This window comes from Streptomyces sp. H27-D2, assembly GCF_035828615.1.
Lineage (GTDB): Bacteria > Actinomycetota > Actinomycetes > Streptomycetales > Streptomycetaceae > Streptomyces.
In genome coordinates, this window is sequence record NZ_JAYMZR010000021.1 from 12630 (window position 1) to 30658 (window position 18029).

Consider the following 18029-nt stretch of genomic DNA (forward strand, 5'->3'; position numbering starts at 1 on the left):
ACGGCGGTCGGTCAAGACGACGGCAAGTGGTCCAGCCGACGCAGGATGACGCCCTCGCGCAGCGCCCACGGGCAGATCTCCAGCTCCGCCACCCCGAAGAGGTCCATCGCGGCCTCGGCCACCAGCGCCCCCGCGAGCAATTGGTGCGCCCGGCCCTCCGAGACGCCCGGCAGCCCGGCGCACTCCTCGGCCGTCATCCCGGCCAGCCGCGGCACCCACTCCTCCAGCGAGGCCCGGCTGAGCGAGCGCCGGATGTATATCCCCTCGGTGGAGCGGGCCGCGCCCGCGATCCGCGCCAGCTGCTTGAAGGTCTTGGAGGTGCCGACGACGTGGTCCGGGCGGCCCAAGCGGCTGAACTCGCTGACCGTACGGGCGATTTCGGCCCGTACGTGCCGCCGCAGCGCCCGTACCTCCTCCGCGCTCGGCGGGTCGCCGGGCAGCCAGGACGAGGCGAGCCGGCCCGCGCCGAGCGGCAGCGAGACCGCCGCGTCCGGCTTCTCGTCGAGCCCGTACGCCACCTCCAGCGAGCCGCCGCCGATGTCGAGGACCAGCAGCCTGCCCGCCGACCAGCCGAACCAGCGCCGGGCGGCCAGGAAGGTGAGCCGCGCCTCCTCCTCGCCGGTCAGCACGATCAGCTTTACGCCGGTCTCGGTCTCGACCCGGGCCAGCACCCGGTCCGCGTTGCTCGCCTCGCGGACCGCGGAGGTGGCGAACGGGAGGAGATCCTCGACACCCTTGTCCTCGGCGGCCTGGAGTGCCTCGCGGACGGTGCCGACGAGCCGGTCCATGCCTTCGTCGCTGATCGCCCCGTCCTCGTCGAGCAGCTCGGCCAGCCGCAGTTCAGCCTTGTGGGAGTAGGCGGGCAGCGGGCGCGCACCGGGGTGCGCGTCCACCACCAGCAGATGCACCGTATTCGAACCCACATCGAGGACACCGAGTCTCATGGGCCGCAACGCTACTGCGGCCCGCGCGGCGGCCCGTCCCCGGCCGCCCCCGCGCCTCGTCGCGCATACGCTGGGGGTGTGGCAAAGACCAAAAAGGCGAAGCAGGACAAAGCACCAAAGTCCCCCAAAAACGCGCAGGCCCTGGACACCCCGCAGAAACCGCGGGAATCGCGGGAATCGCTGCCCCCGATGCGCCAGTCCCCCGACCGCTCGGCCGACGAGGTCGGGCTGGACTTCGCCCGTGCGTGGGTCGAGTTCCCGGACCCCGCCGACGAGGACCAGCTCTTCCGCTGCGACCTGACCTGGCTCACCTCCCGCTGGAGCTGCATCTTCGGCAGCGGCTGCCAGGGCATCCAGGTGGGCCGGGCCGACGACGGCTGCTGCACGCTGGGCGCGCACTTCTCGGACGAGGACGACGAGAAGCGCGTCGCCGCGAGCATGGCCCGGCTCACCCCGGACATCTGGCAGTTCCACGACGTGGGCACCACGACCGGCTGGGTGCAGGTGGACGACGACGGCGAGCGCCAGACCCGCCGCTACGACGGCTCGTGCATCTTCCAGAACCGGCCGGGCTTCAAGGGCGGCGCGGGCTGCTCCCTGCACATCCTGGCGCTCGGCGAGAAACGCGAGCCGCTGGAGACCAAGCCGGACGTCTGCTGGCAGCTTCCGGTCCGCCGCACCTACGACTGGGTGGACCGGCCCGACGACACCCAGGTGCTGGTCGTCTCGATCGGCGAGTACGACCGGCGCGGCTGGGGCCCGGGCGGCGCCGACCTGCACTGGTGGTGCACCTCGGCGACCTCCGCGCACGGCGCGGGCGACCCGGTGTACGTCTCGTACGGGCCGGAGCTCAAGGAGCTGATGGGCGTGCCCGGGTACGAGCGGCTGGTCGAGCTGTGCGAGCAGCGGCTGGCTTCGCTGCTCCCGATGGCGCCGCATCCGGCGGATCCTGGGGTCAGCTGATCGGCTTGATTCGGAGCGGCCGATTTCGGAGCGGCTTGGTCCGGAACGGCCTGGTCCGGAACGGCCGATCCTGCTGGTTCTGCTGGGTGCCCGCCCCCGCCCTCAGCCCGACGGGCTACCGGTGGCCGACGGTGTCGGCTCCGGCCCGGTCGGGGTCGGCGTCGGGGTCGGAGTCGGGTCTGTGGGGGTCGGTGTGGGCGTCGGCGCCGGGCCCTCGCCCTCCATCGAGACGACCGTGCCGGACGGGCCGATCGTGATCCGCGCCGCCCAGTGGCCCTCGGGCTCCCGTTCGTGATCCACCACGACCGTGATCGACACGCTCTCTCCGGGGTTGAGCACCCCCGAGGTCAGGCTCAGCTGGAGCCAGGCCGCCTCCGCGGTCGCCGACCACTCGACGGGTGAGCCGCCCGACGCGGTCAGTGTGATGACCGTCGCGTCGCCGCTCGGCTGCGCGTCGACCGTGAGCCGCCCCGGGCCGTGCTGAGCGGGGTCGGGGCTGCCGGACCCCGGGCCGTGTTGTCCGGAGCCCTGCCCCGGATGGCCCGTGCCAGGACGGCCGCCCGGAGCTTCCCGCTGCCCGTGCTCACCACCGGCTCCGCTGCCGCCACTGCCGCCGGAGCCGAGCCACTCCGCGCCGCCCTGCCCGCTCCGCCCGCCGCCGGGGGCCGGCCGGGGCCGCCCGTCCGCGCCGATCACCTCGACCGATACGTCCGGCGTCCGGCTCCCCGGCGCGAAGCGGGAGCCGGAGGTCGTCCCGCCGTCGCCCGCGCTCCGGTACGGATCGTAGGAACGGCCGCCGGGGCCGTCGTCGGCCTCGGCCGTCACCGACGCCGCGTACCGGCGCGGCCAGGACCGTAGCGACCACGGTCGTCGTCAGCGCGCGGCTGCGCAGCCGCCGACGGCGGGCCGCGTGGTCCTTGGGGTCCAGCGGGAAGCCGCTGCGGTCGAATCGCGGCGCGGCGGCGGCCGTACGCCCCGGGGCGCCCGTACGCCCCGTACGGGCGGCGCGGCCCGTACGACCGCCGCCGCCGCCGCGCAGCAGTTGCAGCATCGCGGCGTGCGCGGCGGCGCGGGGGGCGACCAGTACGGGCAGCGCGCACGCGGTCGTGGCGGCGCCCGGCCAGGGGCTGCCCGCCATGGCGCGCTCGGCCGTGCGGCGGCAGTCCCGGCAGTCGTCCACATGCGCGACGAGCTCGCGGCACAGCGCTGTGCCCAGCAGCACCTGACTGTCGCCGGCCAGCCGGGCGACGAAGGGGCAGCTGCCCCGGTCGACGACGGCGAGCGCGGCGCGGGTCCGCTCGACCTCGCAGGCCGCACCCGACAGCAGCAGCCTGGCCCCGTCGGGCGGCATGCCGAGGACGGTGGCGACTTCGTGCGGCGGCAGCTGGTGGCGGACGGCCAGTTCGAGGGCTTCGCGCTGCTCGGGGGTGGTGCCGGCCGCCTCCGGCCAGGCGAGCAGGGCGAGTTCGGCGCGGCGCTGCGCGAGGACGGCGTCGGGCAGCGTGTCCGTGGACGCCGGGGCCGTGGATGGGGCCGGGAAGCGGTCCGGGAGGGGGTTCCGGTCGCACCGCTGCTCGGCGAGGCGGCGCAGGCAGACCCAGCGGGCCAGCGCGTACAGCCAGGGCCGGCGCAGCCCGGCGTCGGCGGGGCGGCGGCCGTGCTGCCGCTCGGCGAGGGCGAGCACCTCGCCGAGGGCGCCGGTCGCGGCGTCGTGCTCGCAGAGCACGGAGAGGCAGTAGGTGAACAGCCCGTCCAGATGCGGTTCGTAGTGCGCCGGGGGCTGCTGCGGGCGCGGCCATGGCAGAACCGCCGGACCCGGACCGGGCGCGACGGGGGCCGCGCGGTGCGCGCCGGTGGTGTGCGTGGGGTGTTCGGGCCTGCTGCTCATTACTTGGCGACGGTAAGCGGATGATGACGGCCTTTCCCCGCCTCTTCGGCTGCATTAACCCGTACGGGTGACGATCTCCCTCAAAAGAGGACAGGAACCTCACGTTCCGTGGCTCCTGGGCCCGCTCCCGCCCTCGCCCTGCCCCTCGCCCTGCCCCTCGCCCTGCCCCTCGTCCCGCCCCTCGTCCGGTCCTCCGTCCGCCCCCGTCGGCCCGCCGTCCGACCCTCCTCCCGGCCCCGCCCGGCCACCCGCCCGCCGTCCGCCGGGACCGGCGATGGTCGGGCGATGTCGGACCACACCCGTACGGTGAGCGAATGGCTGCCCGTACCTCGCGTTCATCCGCCAAGGACCGTCCCTCCTACCGCTGCACCGAGTGCGGTTGGACGACGGTCAAGTGGCTCGGCCGCTGCCCCGAGTGCCAGGCGTGGGGGACGGTCGAGGAGGTCGGCGCGGCGGCGGGCGGCGGGCTGCGGACGACCGCGGCCGGCCGGGTCACCACGGCCGCGATCCCGATCGCGCAGGTGGACAGCAGGCAGGCCACCGCGCGCAGTTCGGGCGTGGCCGAGCTGGACCGGGTGCTCGGCGGCGGGCTGATCCCCGGCGCCGTGATACTGCTGGCGGGCGAGCCGGGCGTCGGCAAGTCCACGCTGCTGCTGGACGTCGCGGCGAAGGCCTCCAGCGACGAGTTCCGCACCCTCTACGTCACCGGCGAGGAGTCGGCCGGGCAGGTGCGGCTGCGCGCGGACCGGATCGGGGCGCTCAGCGACCATCTCTACCTGGCCGCCGAGACGGACCTGTCGGCCGTCCTGGCCCATCTGGACGCCGTCAAGCCCTCGCTGGTGATCGTGGACTCCGTGCAGACCGTCGCCTCGCCCGAGATCGAGGGCGCGCCGGGCGGCATGGCGCAGGTCAGAGAGGTCGCGAGCGCGCTGATCCGGGCCTCGAAGGACCGCGGGATGTCCACCATCCTGGTCGGCCACGTCACCAAGGAGGGCGCCATCGCGGGCCCCCGGCTGCTGGAACACCTGGTCGACGTCGTGCTGCACTTCGAGGGCGACCGGCACGCCCGGCTGCGGCTGGTGCGCGGCGTGAAGAACCGCTACGGGGCGACCGACGAGGTCGGCTGCTTCGAGCTGCACGACGAGGGCATCACCGGCCTCACCGACCCGTCCGGCCTCTTCCTGACCCGCCGCGAGCAGCCTGTCCCGGGCACCTGTCTGACGGTGACCCTGGAGGGCCGCCGCCCGCTGGTCGCCGAGATCCAGGGGCTGACCGTCGACTCGCAGATCCCCTCCCCCCGGCGCACCACCTCGGGGCTGGAGACCTCGCGGGTCTCGATGATGCTGGCGGTGCTGGAGCAGCGCGGCCGGATCAGCGCGATCGGCAAACGGGACATCTACACCGCCACGGTCGGCGGGGTGCGGCTCACCGAGCCCGCCGCCGACCTGGCCATCGCGCTCGCGCTGGCCAGCGCGGCGAGCGACACTCCGCTGCCCAACAATCTGGTGGCGATCGGCGAAGTGGGCCTCGCGGGCGAGGTCAGACGGGTTACGGGAGTGCAGCGGCGGCTGGCCGAAGCGGCCCGGCTCGGTTTCACGCACGCCCTGGTTCCCCCCGACCCCGGGCGGGTGCCGGCGGGCATGAAGGTGCTGGAGGTGGCCGACATGGGAGACGCTTTGCGGGTGCTTCCCAAGCGGGTCGGCCGGGAGGCCCCACCCGAAGGGGGACAGCGCCGGTAGACTTTGCCCTGGTCTCGCCTGTACGTACGCACGAACAAGCACGACAGGGCGACTGCGGGATCGTTCAGACCCGCGACCCGTACAGACTTTGCGACCGGAGGAGTGCAGTGGCAGCCAACGACCGGGCAGCAGCCCCCGGCAAGTCCGGCGGTAGCTCCGGTACCGATGCCCTGATGCGTGCCTCACTGAGCGCGGTCGCGCCCGGTACGGCATTGCGTGACGGCCTGGAGCGCATCCTCCGCGGCAACACCGGCGGGCTCATCGTCCTGGGCATGGACAGGATCGTCGAGTCGCTGTGCACCGGCGGCTTCATCCTCGATGTGGAGTTCACCGCCACCCGGCTGCGCGAACTGTGCAAGCTGGACGGCGCGCTGATCCTCGACAAGGACATGACCAAAATTCTGCGGGCCGGCGTCCAGCTGGTCCCCGACTCGAACATCCACACCGAGGAGACCGGTACCCGGCACCGAACCGCGGACCGGGTGAGCCGTCAGGTCGGCTACCCCATCGTGTCCGTCAGCCAGTCGATGCGGCTGATCGCGCTGTACGTGGACGGTCAGCGCCGGGTCCTGGAGGACTCGGCCGCGATCCTCTCCCGTGCCAACCAGGCCCTCGCGACCCTGGAGCGCTACAAGCTCCGGCTCGACGAGGTCGCGGGCACCCTGTCCGCCCTGGAGATCGAGGACCTGGTCACGGTCCGCGATGTCACCGCGGTCTCCCAGCGGCTCGAAATGGTGCGCCGCATCGCCACCGAAATCGCCGAATACGTCGTCGAGCTGGGCACCGACGGCCGTCTTCTCTCGCTCCAGCTGGACGAGTTGATCGCGGGCGTCGAGCCGGAGCGCGAGTTGGTCGTCCGCGACTACGTCCCCGAGCCGACGGCCAAGCGCACCCGCACCGTCCCGGAAGCCCTCGCCCAACTGGGCGCGCTGACCCACGCCGAACTGCTCGAACTCCCCAACGTCGCACGGGCCCTGGGCTACAGCGGCTCTCCGGAGACGCTGGACTCCGCGGTCTCCCCGCGCGGCTACCGCCTGCTGGCGAAGGTGCCGCGGCTGCCCAACACCGTCATCGAACGGCTGGTCGAGCACTTCGGCGGCCTGCAGAAGCTGCTCGCGGCGAGCGTCGACGACCTCCAGACGGTCGACGGCGTCGGCGAGGCGCGGGCCCGGTCCGTACGGGAGGGACTGTCCCGGCTCGCCGAGTCCTCGATCCTCGAACGGTACGTCTGAGGACCGGCGGCGCGGCGTTACGCGCATACGCCCGCGGCCCGGCTCAGGAGTCCTGAGCCGGGCCGCGGGCGTATGCGCTGGTGGGGGCGGGACGCGCCGGTGTCGCCAGTCCTTGGGCGGTCCTTGGGCGGTCCTTGGGCGGTCCCGCGTCAGTCCTGCGTCAGTCCTTGGTGAGGACGAAGGACACCTGGGCCGTGGCCAGACCGGCGATCTTCACCTCGACCAGGTACGTACCCGCCTTCGCCGAACCGCCGGACGGCGTCGCGCAGTCCGCCGCGCTCGGCCTGCGGTCCCACTCGACCGTCTGCGTGGACTCGCTCTTGGCGGACACCTGCCGCAGGGCCGCGCGCTTGTTCGCCGGGCAGTCGTCGGACGCCCAGATCTTGTCGTCGTCCTTGGTGTTCGTGATGGTGAGCACGGCCGCGGTCCGCCCGAAGTCCACCTTGCAGGCGGACGGGCCGGAGTTCTTCACCGTCAGCTCGAACTTCGGCTTCTGGCCGGGCTCGTAGGAGTTCTCGACGCTGCGCAGCTTCAGCCGCACATCGCCTGACGCACAGTCGGGCAGGCTCGAACCGGCCGGAACGGTATCCCCGTTGCCGCCACCGGAGCCGCCGGAGCCGCCTGAGCCGCCGCCGGAACCACCGGAGCCACTGCCGCCGCCAGAACCACCGTCGCCGGCACCCCCGGAGCCGCCTCCGGACCCGCTTCCCGCACCGCTGCCGGAAGCGCCGCCGTCGCCGCCGGTGCCGTCGCCGCCGCCCGAGTCGTCGCGCCCGCCGGGCCGTTCACTGATGGCGGGGCCGGACGAGGACGGACCGGGGGTGATGGAAGGGGCGGGGCCCTTGCCGTCGTGGCCCTTGCCGTCGCCGCCGCCACCGCCGCCCATGGTGACCGCCCAGAGGATCAGCAGCGCGAGCAGTGTGAACAGGGACAGCGCAACCGCCCTCCGTCGCCAGTAGATGGAGGAGGGAAGCGGCCCGATCGGATTGCGCAGAGATCCCACGCGGAAACTGTACGAGAGATCCGCGCCGGGACCGGCCAGTACCCGCCGTACGAAGCACCTACTTTTCTCATCATCGGTCCGGAAGCACCCCGCGGAGCCTCACTTTCGCCGAATACGGTCCCCCCGGTCGCCCCGTGTGGCGGACGCGTGACCCTTTGTACCGTCGCCGTACCGTCGCCGAGTCCCGTCACGGCGTCCCCATCCATGTCAGGATCGGGGGTGCCATGACTGCGACCACACCCAGCGCTCCGGCTGCCCCCACCGCACCTGCCGCCGCCGCCTCCCCCAGCGCCCTGCACACTCCCGTCAACGCCTGGTTCGAGACACACGCCCGCGACCTCCCCTGGCGCCGCCCCGAAGCGGGCCCCTGGGGTGTGATGGTCAGCGAGTTCATGCTCCAGCAGACCCCGGTCAGCCGGGTACTGCCCATCTACGAACAGTGGCTGGCCCGCTGGCCGCGCCCCGCCGACCTGGCCGCCGAGCCGCCCGGCGAAGCGGTCCGCGCCTGGGGCCGGCTCGGCTATCCGCGCCGGGCGCTGCGGCTGCACGGCGCGGCGGCGGCGATACAGGAACGGCACGGCGGCGAGGTGCCCCGCGACCACCACCAGTTGCTCGCCCTGCCCGGCGTCGGCGAGTACACCGCGGCGGCCGTCGCCTCGTTCGCCTACGGACAGCGCCACCCGGTGCTCGACACCAATGTGCGCCGGGTCTTCGCCCGCGCGGTCACCGGCGTCCAGTACCCGCCGACCGCCACCACCGCCGCCGAGCGCCGTACCGCCCGCGAACTGCTGCCCGACGACGAGCCGACCGCGGCCCGCTGGGCGGCGGCCACGATGGAGCTCGGCGCGCTGGTCTGCACGGCCCGCGCGCCCGACTGCGCGCACTGCCCGATCGCGGGCCAGTGCGGCTGGCGGCTGGCCGGCTCCCCCGCGCACGCCGGGCCGCCGCGCCGCGGCCAGACCTACGCGGGCACCGACCGCCAGGTCCGCGGCAAACTCCTCGCCGTACTGCGCGACGCGCTGACGCCCGTAGGACAGGTCGCGCTCGACGCGGTGTGGGACGAGCCGGTGCAGCGTGCACGCGCGCTGGACGGGCTGGTGGCCGACGGGCTCGTCGAACCGCTCGCGGACGGGGTGTACCGGTTGCCGGGCGGCTAGCGCGGCGACGGCGGACCGGTGCCGGCCGGTGCCAGCCGGCGCCGGCCGGTGGACGGCGTCCTCGAACGCCGCCAGGCTGACTCTTTGTCCGCCGCGAGTATGACCCGCAGCCCCTCCCCATCCGCCCAAGGGATGACCCCCGAGGGGCTGTTACACAATCTACGGATACCCGTGCATCCGCTGTGCGTCCGCTGCGCACAGTGTCGCAACACCTCCTCCTTAACGTTCTCAACGTGCCGGGATGACCACCGGCGCAACGTGGGGAACGTACGGGAAACGGAGATTTCGAGATGGCTACCAGCGGGTGCGCAGCGGGCGAAGTGCTGAAGTTCGAGGACTATGTGCGGGCACGCCAGGACGCGCTGCTGCGCAGCGCCCGCCGCCTCGTGCCCGATCCGGTCGACGCCCAGGATCTGCTGCAGACCGCGCTGGTCCGCACCTACGGCCGCTGGGACGGGATAGCCGACAAGTCCCTCGCGGACGCCTACCTGCGCCGGGTCATGATCAACACCCGTACGGAGTGGTGGCGCGCCCGCAAGCTCGACGAGGTGCCGACCGAGCAGCTCCCGGACGCGAGCATCGACGACGGCACCGAGCAGCGCGCCGACCGCGCGCTGCTCATCGACATACTTTCGGTGCTCGCGCCCAAGCAGCGCAGCGTCGTCGTGCTGCGACACTGGGAGCAGATGAGTACGGAAGAGACCGCCACGGCGCTGGGCATGTCCACCGGCACCGTCAAGAGCACCCTGCACCGGGCGCTGTCCCGGCTGCGCGAGGAGCTGTTGAGCCGCGATCTCGACGCCCGGATGCTGGAACGTACGGAGCGGGAGCGGTGCGCGGCCTGACCAGGACCGGGTTGCCGAGAGGCAGCGGAATCAGCAGAGGCAGTACGGCCGTCGCGGGTCTCGCGGCGGTCGGTTTGCTGCTGTCCATGACCGCCTGCGACACCGGCGGCCAAGGGCTGCGCAAGGAGGGCCCGGCGAAGTCCGAGTCGGTGAAACGGGCGACGCCCACGCCGGAGTCCGCGGCCACGCCGTCGCCCAGCGGCTCCCCGTCGGCCGCCGAAGTCGACGCGGTCGCGCTGCTCAAGGCGGACCCGAAGGTCAGCGCGCACATCAAGCGGGCGCTGGCCAAGCCGTGCCAGGGCGAGGACTACCCGGTCGACGTGAGCTACGGCGACCTGACCGGCGGCACCGCGGACGACCTCGTGGTCAACGTCCTGACCTGCGCCGATGACATCGGGGCCGGCTCCTACGCGTACCGCAGGCAGGCCGGTCGCTACCGGAACGTCTTCACCTCCGAGCAGGCGCCGGTCTACGCGGAGATCAACCGGGGCGAGCTGCTCGTCACCCAGCAGGTGTACGGCGAGGGCGACCCCGTGTGCTGCCCGTCCGGCGAGGACGTGATCCTGTACCGGTGGGCGGACCACGCCTTCGCCGAGCAGAGCCGCACCCACACCGACTACAGCAAGTCCGGGGACGGCAGCCTGCCGTCCGACGGGGACAACGGGACCGTCGAGGACAACGGCGACACCGACAGCACCGACAGCACGGAGGACTGAGACAACCAGATGGCCGAGACCCACGTGCTCTTCGTCGAGGACGACGACGTCATCCGCGAGGCGACGCAGCTCGCGCTGGAGCGCGACGGCTTCGTGGTGACCGCGGTGCCGGACGGCCTCGCGGGCCTGGAGGCGTTCCGCGCCGACCAGCCCGACATCGCGCTGCTCGACGTGATGGTGCCGGGGCTGGACGGGGTGAGCCTGTGCCGCCGCATCCGCGACGAGTCCACCGTCCCGGTGATCATGCTGTCGGCCCGCGCCGACTCGATCGACGTCGTGCTCGGCCTGGAGGCCGGCGCCGACGACTATGTGACCAAGCCCTTCGACGGCGCGGTGCTGGTGGCCCGCATCCGGGCCGTGCTGCGCCGCTTCGGGCACGCGAGCGGCCCCAACGGCAACCGCGACTCCCCGGCGGCCGGCGCCGAGGCCGACGACTTCGGCGGCCTGCTGCGCTTCGGCGACCTGGAGGTCGACACGGACGGCATGGAGGTCCGCAAAGGCGGCGTGCCCGTGGCGCTGACCCCGACCGAGATGCGGCTGCTGCTGGAATTCTCCGCCGCGCCCGGCACGGTGCTCTCACGGGACCGGCTGCTGGAGCGGGTCTGGGACTACGGCTGGGGCGGTGACACCCGCGTCGTGGACGTCCATGTGCAGCGGCTGCGCGGCAAGATCGGCACGGACAGGATCGACACGGTCCGCGGCTTCGGCTACAAGTTGAGGGGCTGACGGTGGCGTCCGCGCGGCCCCCGCTGGTCGGCACCCGATGAGGCTCGCGCTCCGCACCGGTCTGCGCTGGAAGCTCAGCGCCGCCATCGCGCTGGTCGGCGCGCTGGTGGCGATCGCGCTGACCCTGGTCGTGCACAACGCCGCACGCCTGTCGATGCTGGACAACAGCCGGGACGTGCAGGACGAACGCGTGCAGTTCGCGAAGCGGTTCTACGACTCCACCGGACGGCTCCAGTTCGACGCGAAACTCGACGACCCGGCACTGCCCAAGCAGCTCAAGGACGCCTCCGACAACGGGCTGCGCGCCACCTACCTCCAGGAGCCGAAGTCCGGCAAGGGCGAGCCGGAGGTCTGGGCCTCGGTCCCGCTGCACGACGGCAAGGTGCTGTCGCTGCACACCACCTTCTCCGACCGCTTCGCCGTGCTCGCCGGCCTCGACCGGTCCCTGGTCGTCGACTCGATCGCGGTGGTCGTCGGCGGCTGCGCGCTCGGCGTGCTCATCGGCGGACAGCTCTCACGACGGCTGCGCAAGGCCGCCGCCGCGGCCGGGAAGCTCGCCGAGGGCGATACCGGGGTCCGCGTACGGGAAGCGGTGGGCGGCCGGATACGCGACGAGACGGACGAGCTGGCCCGCGCCATCGACGCGATGGCCGACGCGCTGCAACTGCGCCTGGAGGCCGAGCGCCGGGTGACCGCCGACATCGCGCACGAGCTGCGCACGCCGGTGACCGGGCTGCTCACGGCGGCGGAGCTGCTGCCGCCGGGCCGCCCCACGGAGCTCGTACGGGACCGGGCGCAGGCGCTGCGCACCCTCGTCGAGGACGTCCTCGAAGTCGCCCGGCTGGACGGCTACGCGGAGCGCGCCGAGCTCCAGGAGGTCGCGCTCGGCGAGTTCGTGTCCCGCCGGGTGAAGCTGCTGGACTCGCACGCGAGCATCCAGGTCCTGCGGGGCGCGTATGTGCACACCGACCCGCGCCGCCTCGAACGCATCCTCGGCAACCTGCTGGCCAACGCCGCCCGGCACGGCAGCGCGCCGGTCGAGGTCACCGTCGAGAACCGGGTGATCCGGGTGCGCGACCACGGCCCCGGCTTCCCCGAGGCGCTGCTGCGCGAGGGACCCAGCCGCTTCCGTACGGGCAGCAGCGACCGGGCCGGCCGGGGCCACGGCCTGGGCCTGACCATCGCGGCGGGCCAGGCACGGGTGCTGGGCGCGCGGCTCACCTTCCGCAACGTCGCTCCCGAGCAGGATGACGGTACGGGGGCGATCGCCGTCCTGTGGCTCCCGGAGTCGGCCCCTACAGATACGGGGAGCTATCCGGTCATCGCACCGCCGGAGCACCACCGGGACTAGGAGTGCTGTGACGGCCCAAGCTGTCCTCAAGCTCCCCCAGACTCCGTCCGGGAGGTGCCCCCAACAGGCTAAATTTAGCCCGTCCGGCGATTGAGGACAGCCGCCCACCGGGCATCTGATTCAGACGCGCTCGCCGACCGTCTTCCGGCCGTCGGCCACCCCTGCCGCTTCAAGACCGGCATCAGCCACCGCGCCCGCATCGGGGCCGCCCGGCTTCTCGGCCACCCCCCGCAGCGGAACCTCCTTGATGAACCACGCCGCTGCGAAGCCCAGCACGCTGACCGCCGCCGCCAGGACGAACCCCTGGTGCGTACCGCTGGCGACCGCGTGTTCATACACGTCACGCACCGCGACCGGCAGCTTCTTCAGTGACGCCGCGTCGAGCTGCGCCGAACCCGCCGTCGCGCCGGAGGCCGCCGCGCCGCCGCGCTCCGTCATGACCTCCTGCACCCGGGTGGTGAACATCGCGCCCATGATCGCGACGCCGAAGGAGCTGCCCAGGGTGCGGAAGAGGGTGGTGGTCGAGGAGGCGACGCCCATGTCCTTCGGTTGGACGCTGTTCTGCGCGATCAGGATCGTGAGCTGCATCAGGAAGCCCATGCCCGCGCCGAGCACGGCCATGTAGACGCCCGAGGTGAAGCGGGTGGTGCCGGTGTCCATCTGGGTCAGCAGGGTCAGCCCGACCGTGCTGAGGGCGGTGCCGATGATGACGAACACCTTGTACTTGCCGGTCCTGGTGGTGAACCGGCCCACGACCAGGGAGACGGCCATCATCGAGAGCAGCATCGGGAGCAGCAGCAGCCCGGAGTTGGTCGCCGAGGCGCCCTGGACGCTCTGCTGGAAGAGCGGCAGGAAGATCATCGCGCCGAACATCACAAAGCCGACGAGGAAGCCGATGACGGTGATGAGCGAGAAGTTCCGGTCGCGGAAGATGCCCAGCGGCAGCACCGGCTCGGCGACCTTCCGCTCGACCTGGAGGAAGGCGAGGGTGGTGACGGCGGACAGCGCGAGCAGGCCCACAGTATCTTCGAGGACCTGGACCGGCCCATCGAGGAGCTGATCGAATGGGCCCAGGGCCAGCCCCGCACCCTGGAGACCAAGCAGGAACTCCTGCGCCGCTACAGCGCCGCGCTCGATGACGCCGCCCCGCTGTTCCGCTTCATGCAGGAGAACCAGGCGACCGTGCGCGACCTGAGCATCGGCAATCGCGTCAAGGAGCGGATGTTCTCGATGCTCGACCTGGTCAGAGAGCCCGACGCGCCCCTGGTCGACCAGGTCCGCTGCGCCAGCGCCCTCTTCACGATGCACGCGGGGCTCTTCGCGCTCCGCGACATGAAAGGCGACCCCGAGGACAAGCGCAAGGCTGTCCTGGAGGTCGCCATGGAACTGGTGGGGACTGCGCACTCCCCGGAGCCGGCCCCGGGAACCCGGCCGTAGCCCGGCTCCTTCCCCGGTCCACCGGACATCCGAGCCCCGGATTTCCCGAGCCCCGGATCGTCCGGCCTCAGACGCCTAAGACGTCTCAGCCATCTCGGCCGTCTCAGCGGTGCCGGTCGTCTCAGTGGTCCCGGTCGTCTCAGACGCCGACGCCGTGGGCCTTCATGAACTTGACCGGCTCGACGCCGGAGCCGTACACGGCGGTCTTACGGGTCTCGAAGTGCAGGTGCGGCCCGGTCGAGTTGCCGGTGCTGCCGGACTTCGCGATGTCCTGGCCGGTCGCGACCTTCTGGCCGACCTTCACGTCGAGCTTCGACAGGTGGCCGTACTGGGTGAACGTGTGACCGTCGTGCTTGATCACGATGTTGTTGCCGTACGCCCCGCCCCAGCCGGCGTCCACGACGGTGCCGCCGTGCGCGGCCTTGACCGAGGTGCCCTCAGGCACGACGAAGTCCTGCCCGCTGTGCTTGTGCGACCAGTGGCTGCCCCCGATGCCGAAGGTCGAGCCGAGGCTGTACTTGTTGACCGGCTTCACCCAGGACTTCACCAGCTCGGCCCGCTTCGAACGGTCCGAGGCGGCCTTCTTGACCGCACGCTCCTTGGCGTCGGCGGCGGCCTTCACCTTGGCGTCGGCGGCCTTCTGCTGGTCACCGGCCTGGTCCCGCAGCGCGCCCGACAGCGAGTGGGCCGAAGCGGCGGAGAGGGCGTCGCTGCTCGTGCTCGTAGAGGTGTCCGCAGCGAGCGCCACCCCGGCACCCAGCGCGACAGAAGCCCCCATACCTGCGGCCACGATGGCGGCGCGGGTGCGCATGCTGCGCCGAGTGGACTTGCTCGCGCCGCGGAACGTGGTGGTGTGCTGCGTCATTCGGTAATACCTCCAGGAAAGAAAGCGGCCCGGCTCCGGACCGATCTGGCTATCCCTTGGTAACCCGCCACAGGAATGGGTACAAGAGGGGCTATTACTAGGCGAAGCCGTAGCGAATGCCCGGGAAATCCCCCTCTCCACAAACCACGGAGACCCGCCCGAATGACCGAATCATCCCGCTTCAAGAGGCACGAAAACGCCCCTTTACACCCCATCCCACCTGCACGTCTCTCCGCCAAACCTCTCCACCGAAAACCGCCCGAATCACCCTCCCCGCACCCCCCGTGCCGAAAGTCCCGCACCCCCACCCCGCGCTCCCCCTATTGCTCCTAGTAGGACTGGAAAGGGCTGTGCGCCATGTCACCGGCACATAAGATCCACTCCCTTTCGGACGGGACTTTCGCATGTCCGTTTCGGGACCAATGGCCCGCTACCCGGCGCTGAACCGGCGCGAGCGCCCCCAAGCGCCTGTGCGCCCCGCACGCACCGCCCTACGCTGAGCGCCATGGACCCCGCAGTGATCGGCGCACGCCTCGCCTCCAGCGCCGTCGCGCCGCTGATAAAGAAGCTCTTCGTGACGGAGGGGCCCGGCGCGGGGATGGTCGACAAGCCGGTCCGCATCTCGGGCCTGGTCTCCTTCAAGGGCGAGAAACGCACCCTCACCGAGAAGGACCTCCACAAGCTCGCCTCCGAGCTGGTGCGGCGCGCCTTACGCTCCGCGGGACCCGAGGAACGGCCGATCCCGGCGGACGAGGAACTGGCCGTCGCCGACGCCCTCGCCCGTACGCTGCACGCCCTCGGCGACCTCGACATGGACGACATCCAGCTCGTCCTCATCGGCCACCAGGCGCTGGCCGGCCGCCTCAGGAGTCTCAGCGGCGCCTGGAACCCCTCCGGCAACCTCTCCGCGGACGCGACCACCCTCTACTCGGGGCTGCTGAACACCGCCTGCCTGCACATCCTGCACTTCTTCACCCAGCGCTCCACCTTCGTCACCCGCACCCTCGTGGAGCAGAGCGGCCGGCTCGGCGACCTGATCGCCAAGATGGACGTCCTGATCGAACGGGTGCCCCGGCAGTCCGCTCAGGACGCCGCCTTCGAGCACCGCTACGCCGAGCACATCGGCCGCAAGCACGGCCGCCTCACCATCTACGGCCTCGACCTCAACCACACCCGCGAATGGCCGCTCGACACCGCGTACCTGACCCTGCGGGCCGACCCCACCGACGGCCTGCAACAAGCAGCGGCCCCCGCCGAGCAGGCCCTCGCGGGCCACCACCGGGTGCTGCTGCGCGGCGTCGCGGGCTCCGGGAAGACCACCCTCGTCCAGTGGCTCGCCGTCTGCGCCGCCCAGCAGGACGTCAACGGCCGGATGGACTACCTCATCGGCCGCGTCCCCTTCGTCATCCCGCTGCGCACCGTCACCCGCAACGGCGGCGACCTCCCCACCCCCGGCGAGTTCCTCGCCGCCGTCGGCTGCCCCGTCGCCGGCGCGCAGCCGCCCGGCTGGGCCGACCAGGTGCTCGCCGCGGGGCGCGGGCTGCTGCTCATCGACGGCATCGACGAGATCCCCGACCAGGACCGCGAACGCACCCGCCGCTGGCTCCGCGACCTGGTCGAAGCGTTCCCCGGCAACCTCTGGCTGGTCACCTCCCGCCCCTCGGCCGTCCGCGAGGACTGGCTCGCCGCCGACGGCTTCACCGAGCTGTCGCTCTCCCCGATGAGCCGCGACGACGTCGCCGCCTTCATCCAGCGCTGGCACACCGCCGCCGACGCCGACCCCTCGTACGAACAGGCCCTGCTCACCGCCGTCCGCACCAAACAGGACCTCGGCAGGCTCGCCACCAACCCGCTGATGTGCGGCCTCATCTGCGCCCTGCACCGCGAGCGGCGCGGCTACCTCCCGCACGGCCGGGCGGAGCTGTACGACGCGGCCCTGTCGATGCTCCTGGAGCGCCGCGACCGCGAACGCGACATGCACACCACCGAGGCCATCCAGCTCACCAAGGAACCGCAGATCCAGCTCCTCCAGAAACTGGCCTACTGGATGATCCGCAACGGCCGCTCCGAGATGGCGCAGCAGGACGCCGTCGAACTCCTCACCAGCGCCCTCCCCTCGATGCCGCACATCGCGGCGCAGGGCAGCCCGCCGGAGATCTTCCGGCACCTGCTGCTGCGCTCGGGCCTGCTGCGCGAGCCCACCCCCGGCTCGGTCGACTTCATCCACCGGACGTTCCAGGACTACCTGGGCGCGAAGGCCGCCGTCGAAGAGCGCGACTTCGACTATCTGATCGCCAACGCGCACCTCGACCAGTGGGCCGACGTCATCCGGCTGGCCGTCGCCCACGCCCGCCCCGCCGAGCGCGCCCGCATCCTGACCGGGCTGCTGGAGGCGGAGGCGAAGCAGGACGATCCGCAGCTGAGCATCCGCCACACCCTGCTCGCGGCGGCCTGTCTGGAGCACGCGACCGAACTCGACCCGGCCGTCCGCGCCGAGGTCACCGCCCGCACGGCCGCGCACCTCCCGCCGCGCGACAACCAGCAGGCCAGGGACCTCGCCGAGATCGGCCCGATGGTCCTGGACCTGCTCCCCGGCCCCGAGGAGCTGTCGGACGCGGAGGCGAAAGCCATTGTCGTGACCGCGACCCGCATCGGCACTGACGCCGCGATCCCGGTGCTCGCCCGCTTCCGCGAGCACCCGTCGTTGGACGTACGGCGCCAACTGGCCTGGTCCTGGCATCGGTTCGACACCGAGCGGTACGCCGAGGAGATCATCGCCCGGCTACCGGCGGAGAGCCTCTTCTTCACCGCGATGAACCTGGAGCACCTGCGCGTTCTACACGCCCTCGGCGGCCGTGAGCGCCTCCAGCTCCTCAGCGCCGAGTCCCCCGGCGACATCGTGCGGAACGTCGACCGCGACCGGCTGGAGCAGCTCTGGCTCAGCGAGGACTACGCCTCGATGAGCGACTTCGGCTGGCTCTCCGTCTTCCCACGGCTGCGCACCCTGTACCTCATGCACCCGCCCGACGAGCAGGGCATCCTAGCCACGGCCCCGCCTGCGGTGAAGGTCATCGCAGGCCCGGCCGACGCCCCCTCACGCGAGGCGTAGGACGCCAAAAGGGGCCGCCCCGGACCGTATAAACGGTTCCGGGGCGGCCCCTTC

At 72.2% G+C, this 18029-nt stretch carries 12 protein-coding genes and 3 pseudogenes; 10 read left to right on the forward strand and 5 right to left on the reverse strand.

Going from position 1 to position 18029, the window contains the following annotated elements; translation table 11 throughout:
• Positions 1-11: 11 nt before the first annotated feature.
• Positions 12-944, reverse strand: a complete 933-nt coding sequence (locus QMK28_RS11155) for a Ppx/GppA phosphatase family protein (RefSeq protein ID WP_326436922.1) — start codon at positions 942-944, stop codon at positions 12-14.
• Between the two features lie 141 nt (positions 945-1085).
• On the opposite strand from QMK28_RS11155, the gene QMK28_RS11160 reads away from it, so the two are divergent.
• Positions 1086-1907, forward strand: coding sequence for a hypothetical protein (locus QMK28_RS11160; protein ID WP_443050672.1), 822 nt, complete (start codon positions 1086-1088; stop codon positions 1905-1907).
• Positions 1908-2009: 102 nt separating this feature from the next.
• Here QMK28_RS11160 and QMK28_RS11165 read toward each other — a convergent pair.
• Positions 2010-3795, reverse strand: a pseudogene (locus tag QMK28_RS11165) (BACON domain-containing protein).
• A 314-nt stretch (positions 3796-4109) separates the two neighbouring features.
• Here QMK28_RS11165 and radA point away from each other — a divergent pair.
• Together radA and disA are read left to right on the forward strand one after the other, a co-directional pair.
• The gene (radA, locus tag QMK28_RS11170; RefSeq protein WP_326436924.1) at positions 4110-5534 is read left to right on the forward strand and encodes a DNA repair protein RadA; all 1425 of its coding nucleotides are present in this window, start codon (positions 4110-4112) and stop codon (positions 5532-5534) included.
• 107 nt (positions 5535-5641) lie between these two features.
• Positions 5642-6766 carry a DNA integrity scanning diadenylate cyclase DisA gene (gene disA / locus QMK28_RS11175; RefSeq protein WP_326436925.1) on the forward strand — a complete coding sequence of 375 codons (1125 nt, stop codon included), beginning with the start codon at positions 5642-5644 and terminating at the stop codon, positions 6764-6766.
• A gap of 160 nt (positions 6767-6926) precedes the next feature.
• Here disA and QMK28_RS11180 read toward each other — a convergent pair whose 3' ends face one another.
• Positions 6927-7769 (reverse strand): hypothetical protein, encoded by an 843-nt coding sequence (locus QMK28_RS11180; protein WP_326436926.1) that lies wholly within the window; start codon positions 7767-7769, stop codon positions 6927-6929.
• 224 nt (positions 7770-7993) lie between these two features.
• Between QMK28_RS11180 and QMK28_RS11185 the strand changes: the two genes are divergently transcribed.
• The 5 genes from QMK28_RS11185 to cseC all read left to right on the forward strand — a co-directional run bounded on the left by QMK28_RS11185 (position 7994) and on the right by cseC (position 12564).
• A complete protein-coding gene (locus QMK28_RS11185; RefSeq protein WP_326436927.1) occupies positions 7994-8926 on the forward strand; it encodes an A/G-specific adenine glycosylase in 933 nt (310 codons plus the stop codon).
• A 290-nt stretch (positions 8927-9216) separates the two neighbouring features.
• Positions 9217-9771: a SigE family RNA polymerase sigma factor gene (locus tag QMK28_RS11190; protein WP_326436928.1), complete on the forward strand. Its 555-nt coding sequence runs from the start codon at positions 9217-9219 to the stop codon at positions 9769-9771.
• Positions 9759-10487 (forward strand): hypothetical protein, encoded by a 729-nt coding sequence (locus tag QMK28_RS11195; RefSeq protein WP_443050661.1) that lies wholly within the window; start codon positions 9759-9761, stop codon positions 10485-10487. Before QMK28_RS11190 ends, QMK28_RS11195 begins: the two co-directional genes overlap by 13 nt.
• A gap of 9 nt (positions 10488-10496) precedes the next feature.
• Positions 10497-11213: a two-component system response regulator CseB gene (gene cseB, locus QMK28_RS11200; RefSeq protein ID WP_326436930.1), complete on the forward strand. Its 717-nt coding sequence runs from the start codon at positions 10497-10499 to the stop codon at positions 11211-11213.
• A gap of 37 nt (positions 11214-11250) precedes the next feature.
• Entirely contained in the window at positions 11251-12564 is a 1314-nt protein-coding gene (gene cseC / locus QMK28_RS11205; RefSeq protein WP_326436931.1) for a two-component system sensor histidine kinase CseC, read from the forward strand.
• A gap of 120 nt (positions 12565-12684) precedes the next feature.
• Here cseC and QMK28_RS11210 read toward each other — a convergent pair.
• Positions 12685-13584 (reverse strand): annotated as a pseudogene (locus tag QMK28_RS11210) (MFS transporter); the annotation flags it as partial.
• Here QMK28_RS11210 and QMK28_RS11215 point away from each other — a divergent pair.
• Positions 13585-14001, forward strand: a pseudogene (locus QMK28_RS11215) (TetR family transcriptional regulator); the annotation flags it as partial.
• A 139-nt stretch (positions 14002-14140) separates the two neighbouring features.
• Here the strand turns inward: QMK28_RS11215 and QMK28_RS11220 are convergent.
• On the reverse strand, positions 14141-14866 hold the full coding sequence (locus QMK28_RS11220) for a M23 family metallopeptidase (RefSeq protein ID WP_326436932.1): 726 nt from the start codon (positions 14864-14866) through the stop codon (positions 14141-14143).
• A 505-nt stretch (positions 14867-15371) separates the two neighbouring features.
• Here QMK28_RS11220 and QMK28_RS11225 point away from each other — a divergent pair.
• A complete protein-coding gene (locus QMK28_RS11225; protein WP_326436933.1) occupies positions 15372-17975 on the forward strand; it encodes an NACHT domain-containing protein in 2604 nt (867 codons plus the stop codon).
• Positions 17976-18029: the final 54 nt, after the last annotated feature.

Excerpts from the sequence above, each read along its gene's own strand:
- QMK28_RS11155 (WP_326436922.1), bottom strand. The coding sequence starts at position 944 with ATGAGACTCGGTGTCCTCGATGTGGGTTCGAATACGGTGCATCTGCTG.
- QMK28_RS11225 (WP_326436933.1), top strand. The coding sequence starts at position 15,372 with ATGGACCCCGCAGTGATCGGCGCACGCCTCGCCTCCAGCGCCGTCGCG.
- QMK28_RS11190 (WP_326436928.1), top strand. The coding sequence starts at position 9,217 with ATGGCTACCAGCGGGTGCGCAGCGGGCGAAGTGCTGAAGTTCGAGGAC.
- QMK28_RS11220 (WP_326436932.1), bottom strand. The coding sequence starts at position 14,866 with ATGACGCAGCACACCACCACGTTCCGCGGCGCGAGCAAGTCCACTCGG.
- QMK28_RS11185 (WP_326436927.1), top strand. The coding sequence starts at position 7,994 with ATGACTGCGACCACACCCAGCGCTCCGGCTGCCCCCACCGCACCTGCC.
- radA (WP_326436924.1), top strand. The coding sequence starts at position 4,110 with ATGGCTGCCCGTACCTCGCGTTCATCCGCCAAGGACCGTCCCTCCTAC.
- cseB (WP_326436930.1), top strand. The coding sequence starts at position 10,497 with ATGGCCGAGACCCACGTGCTCTTCGTCGAGGACGACGACGTCATCCGC.
- cseC (WP_326436931.1), top strand. The coding sequence starts at position 11,251 with ATGAGGCTCGCGCTCCGCACCGGTCTGCGCTGGAAGCTCAGCGCCGCC.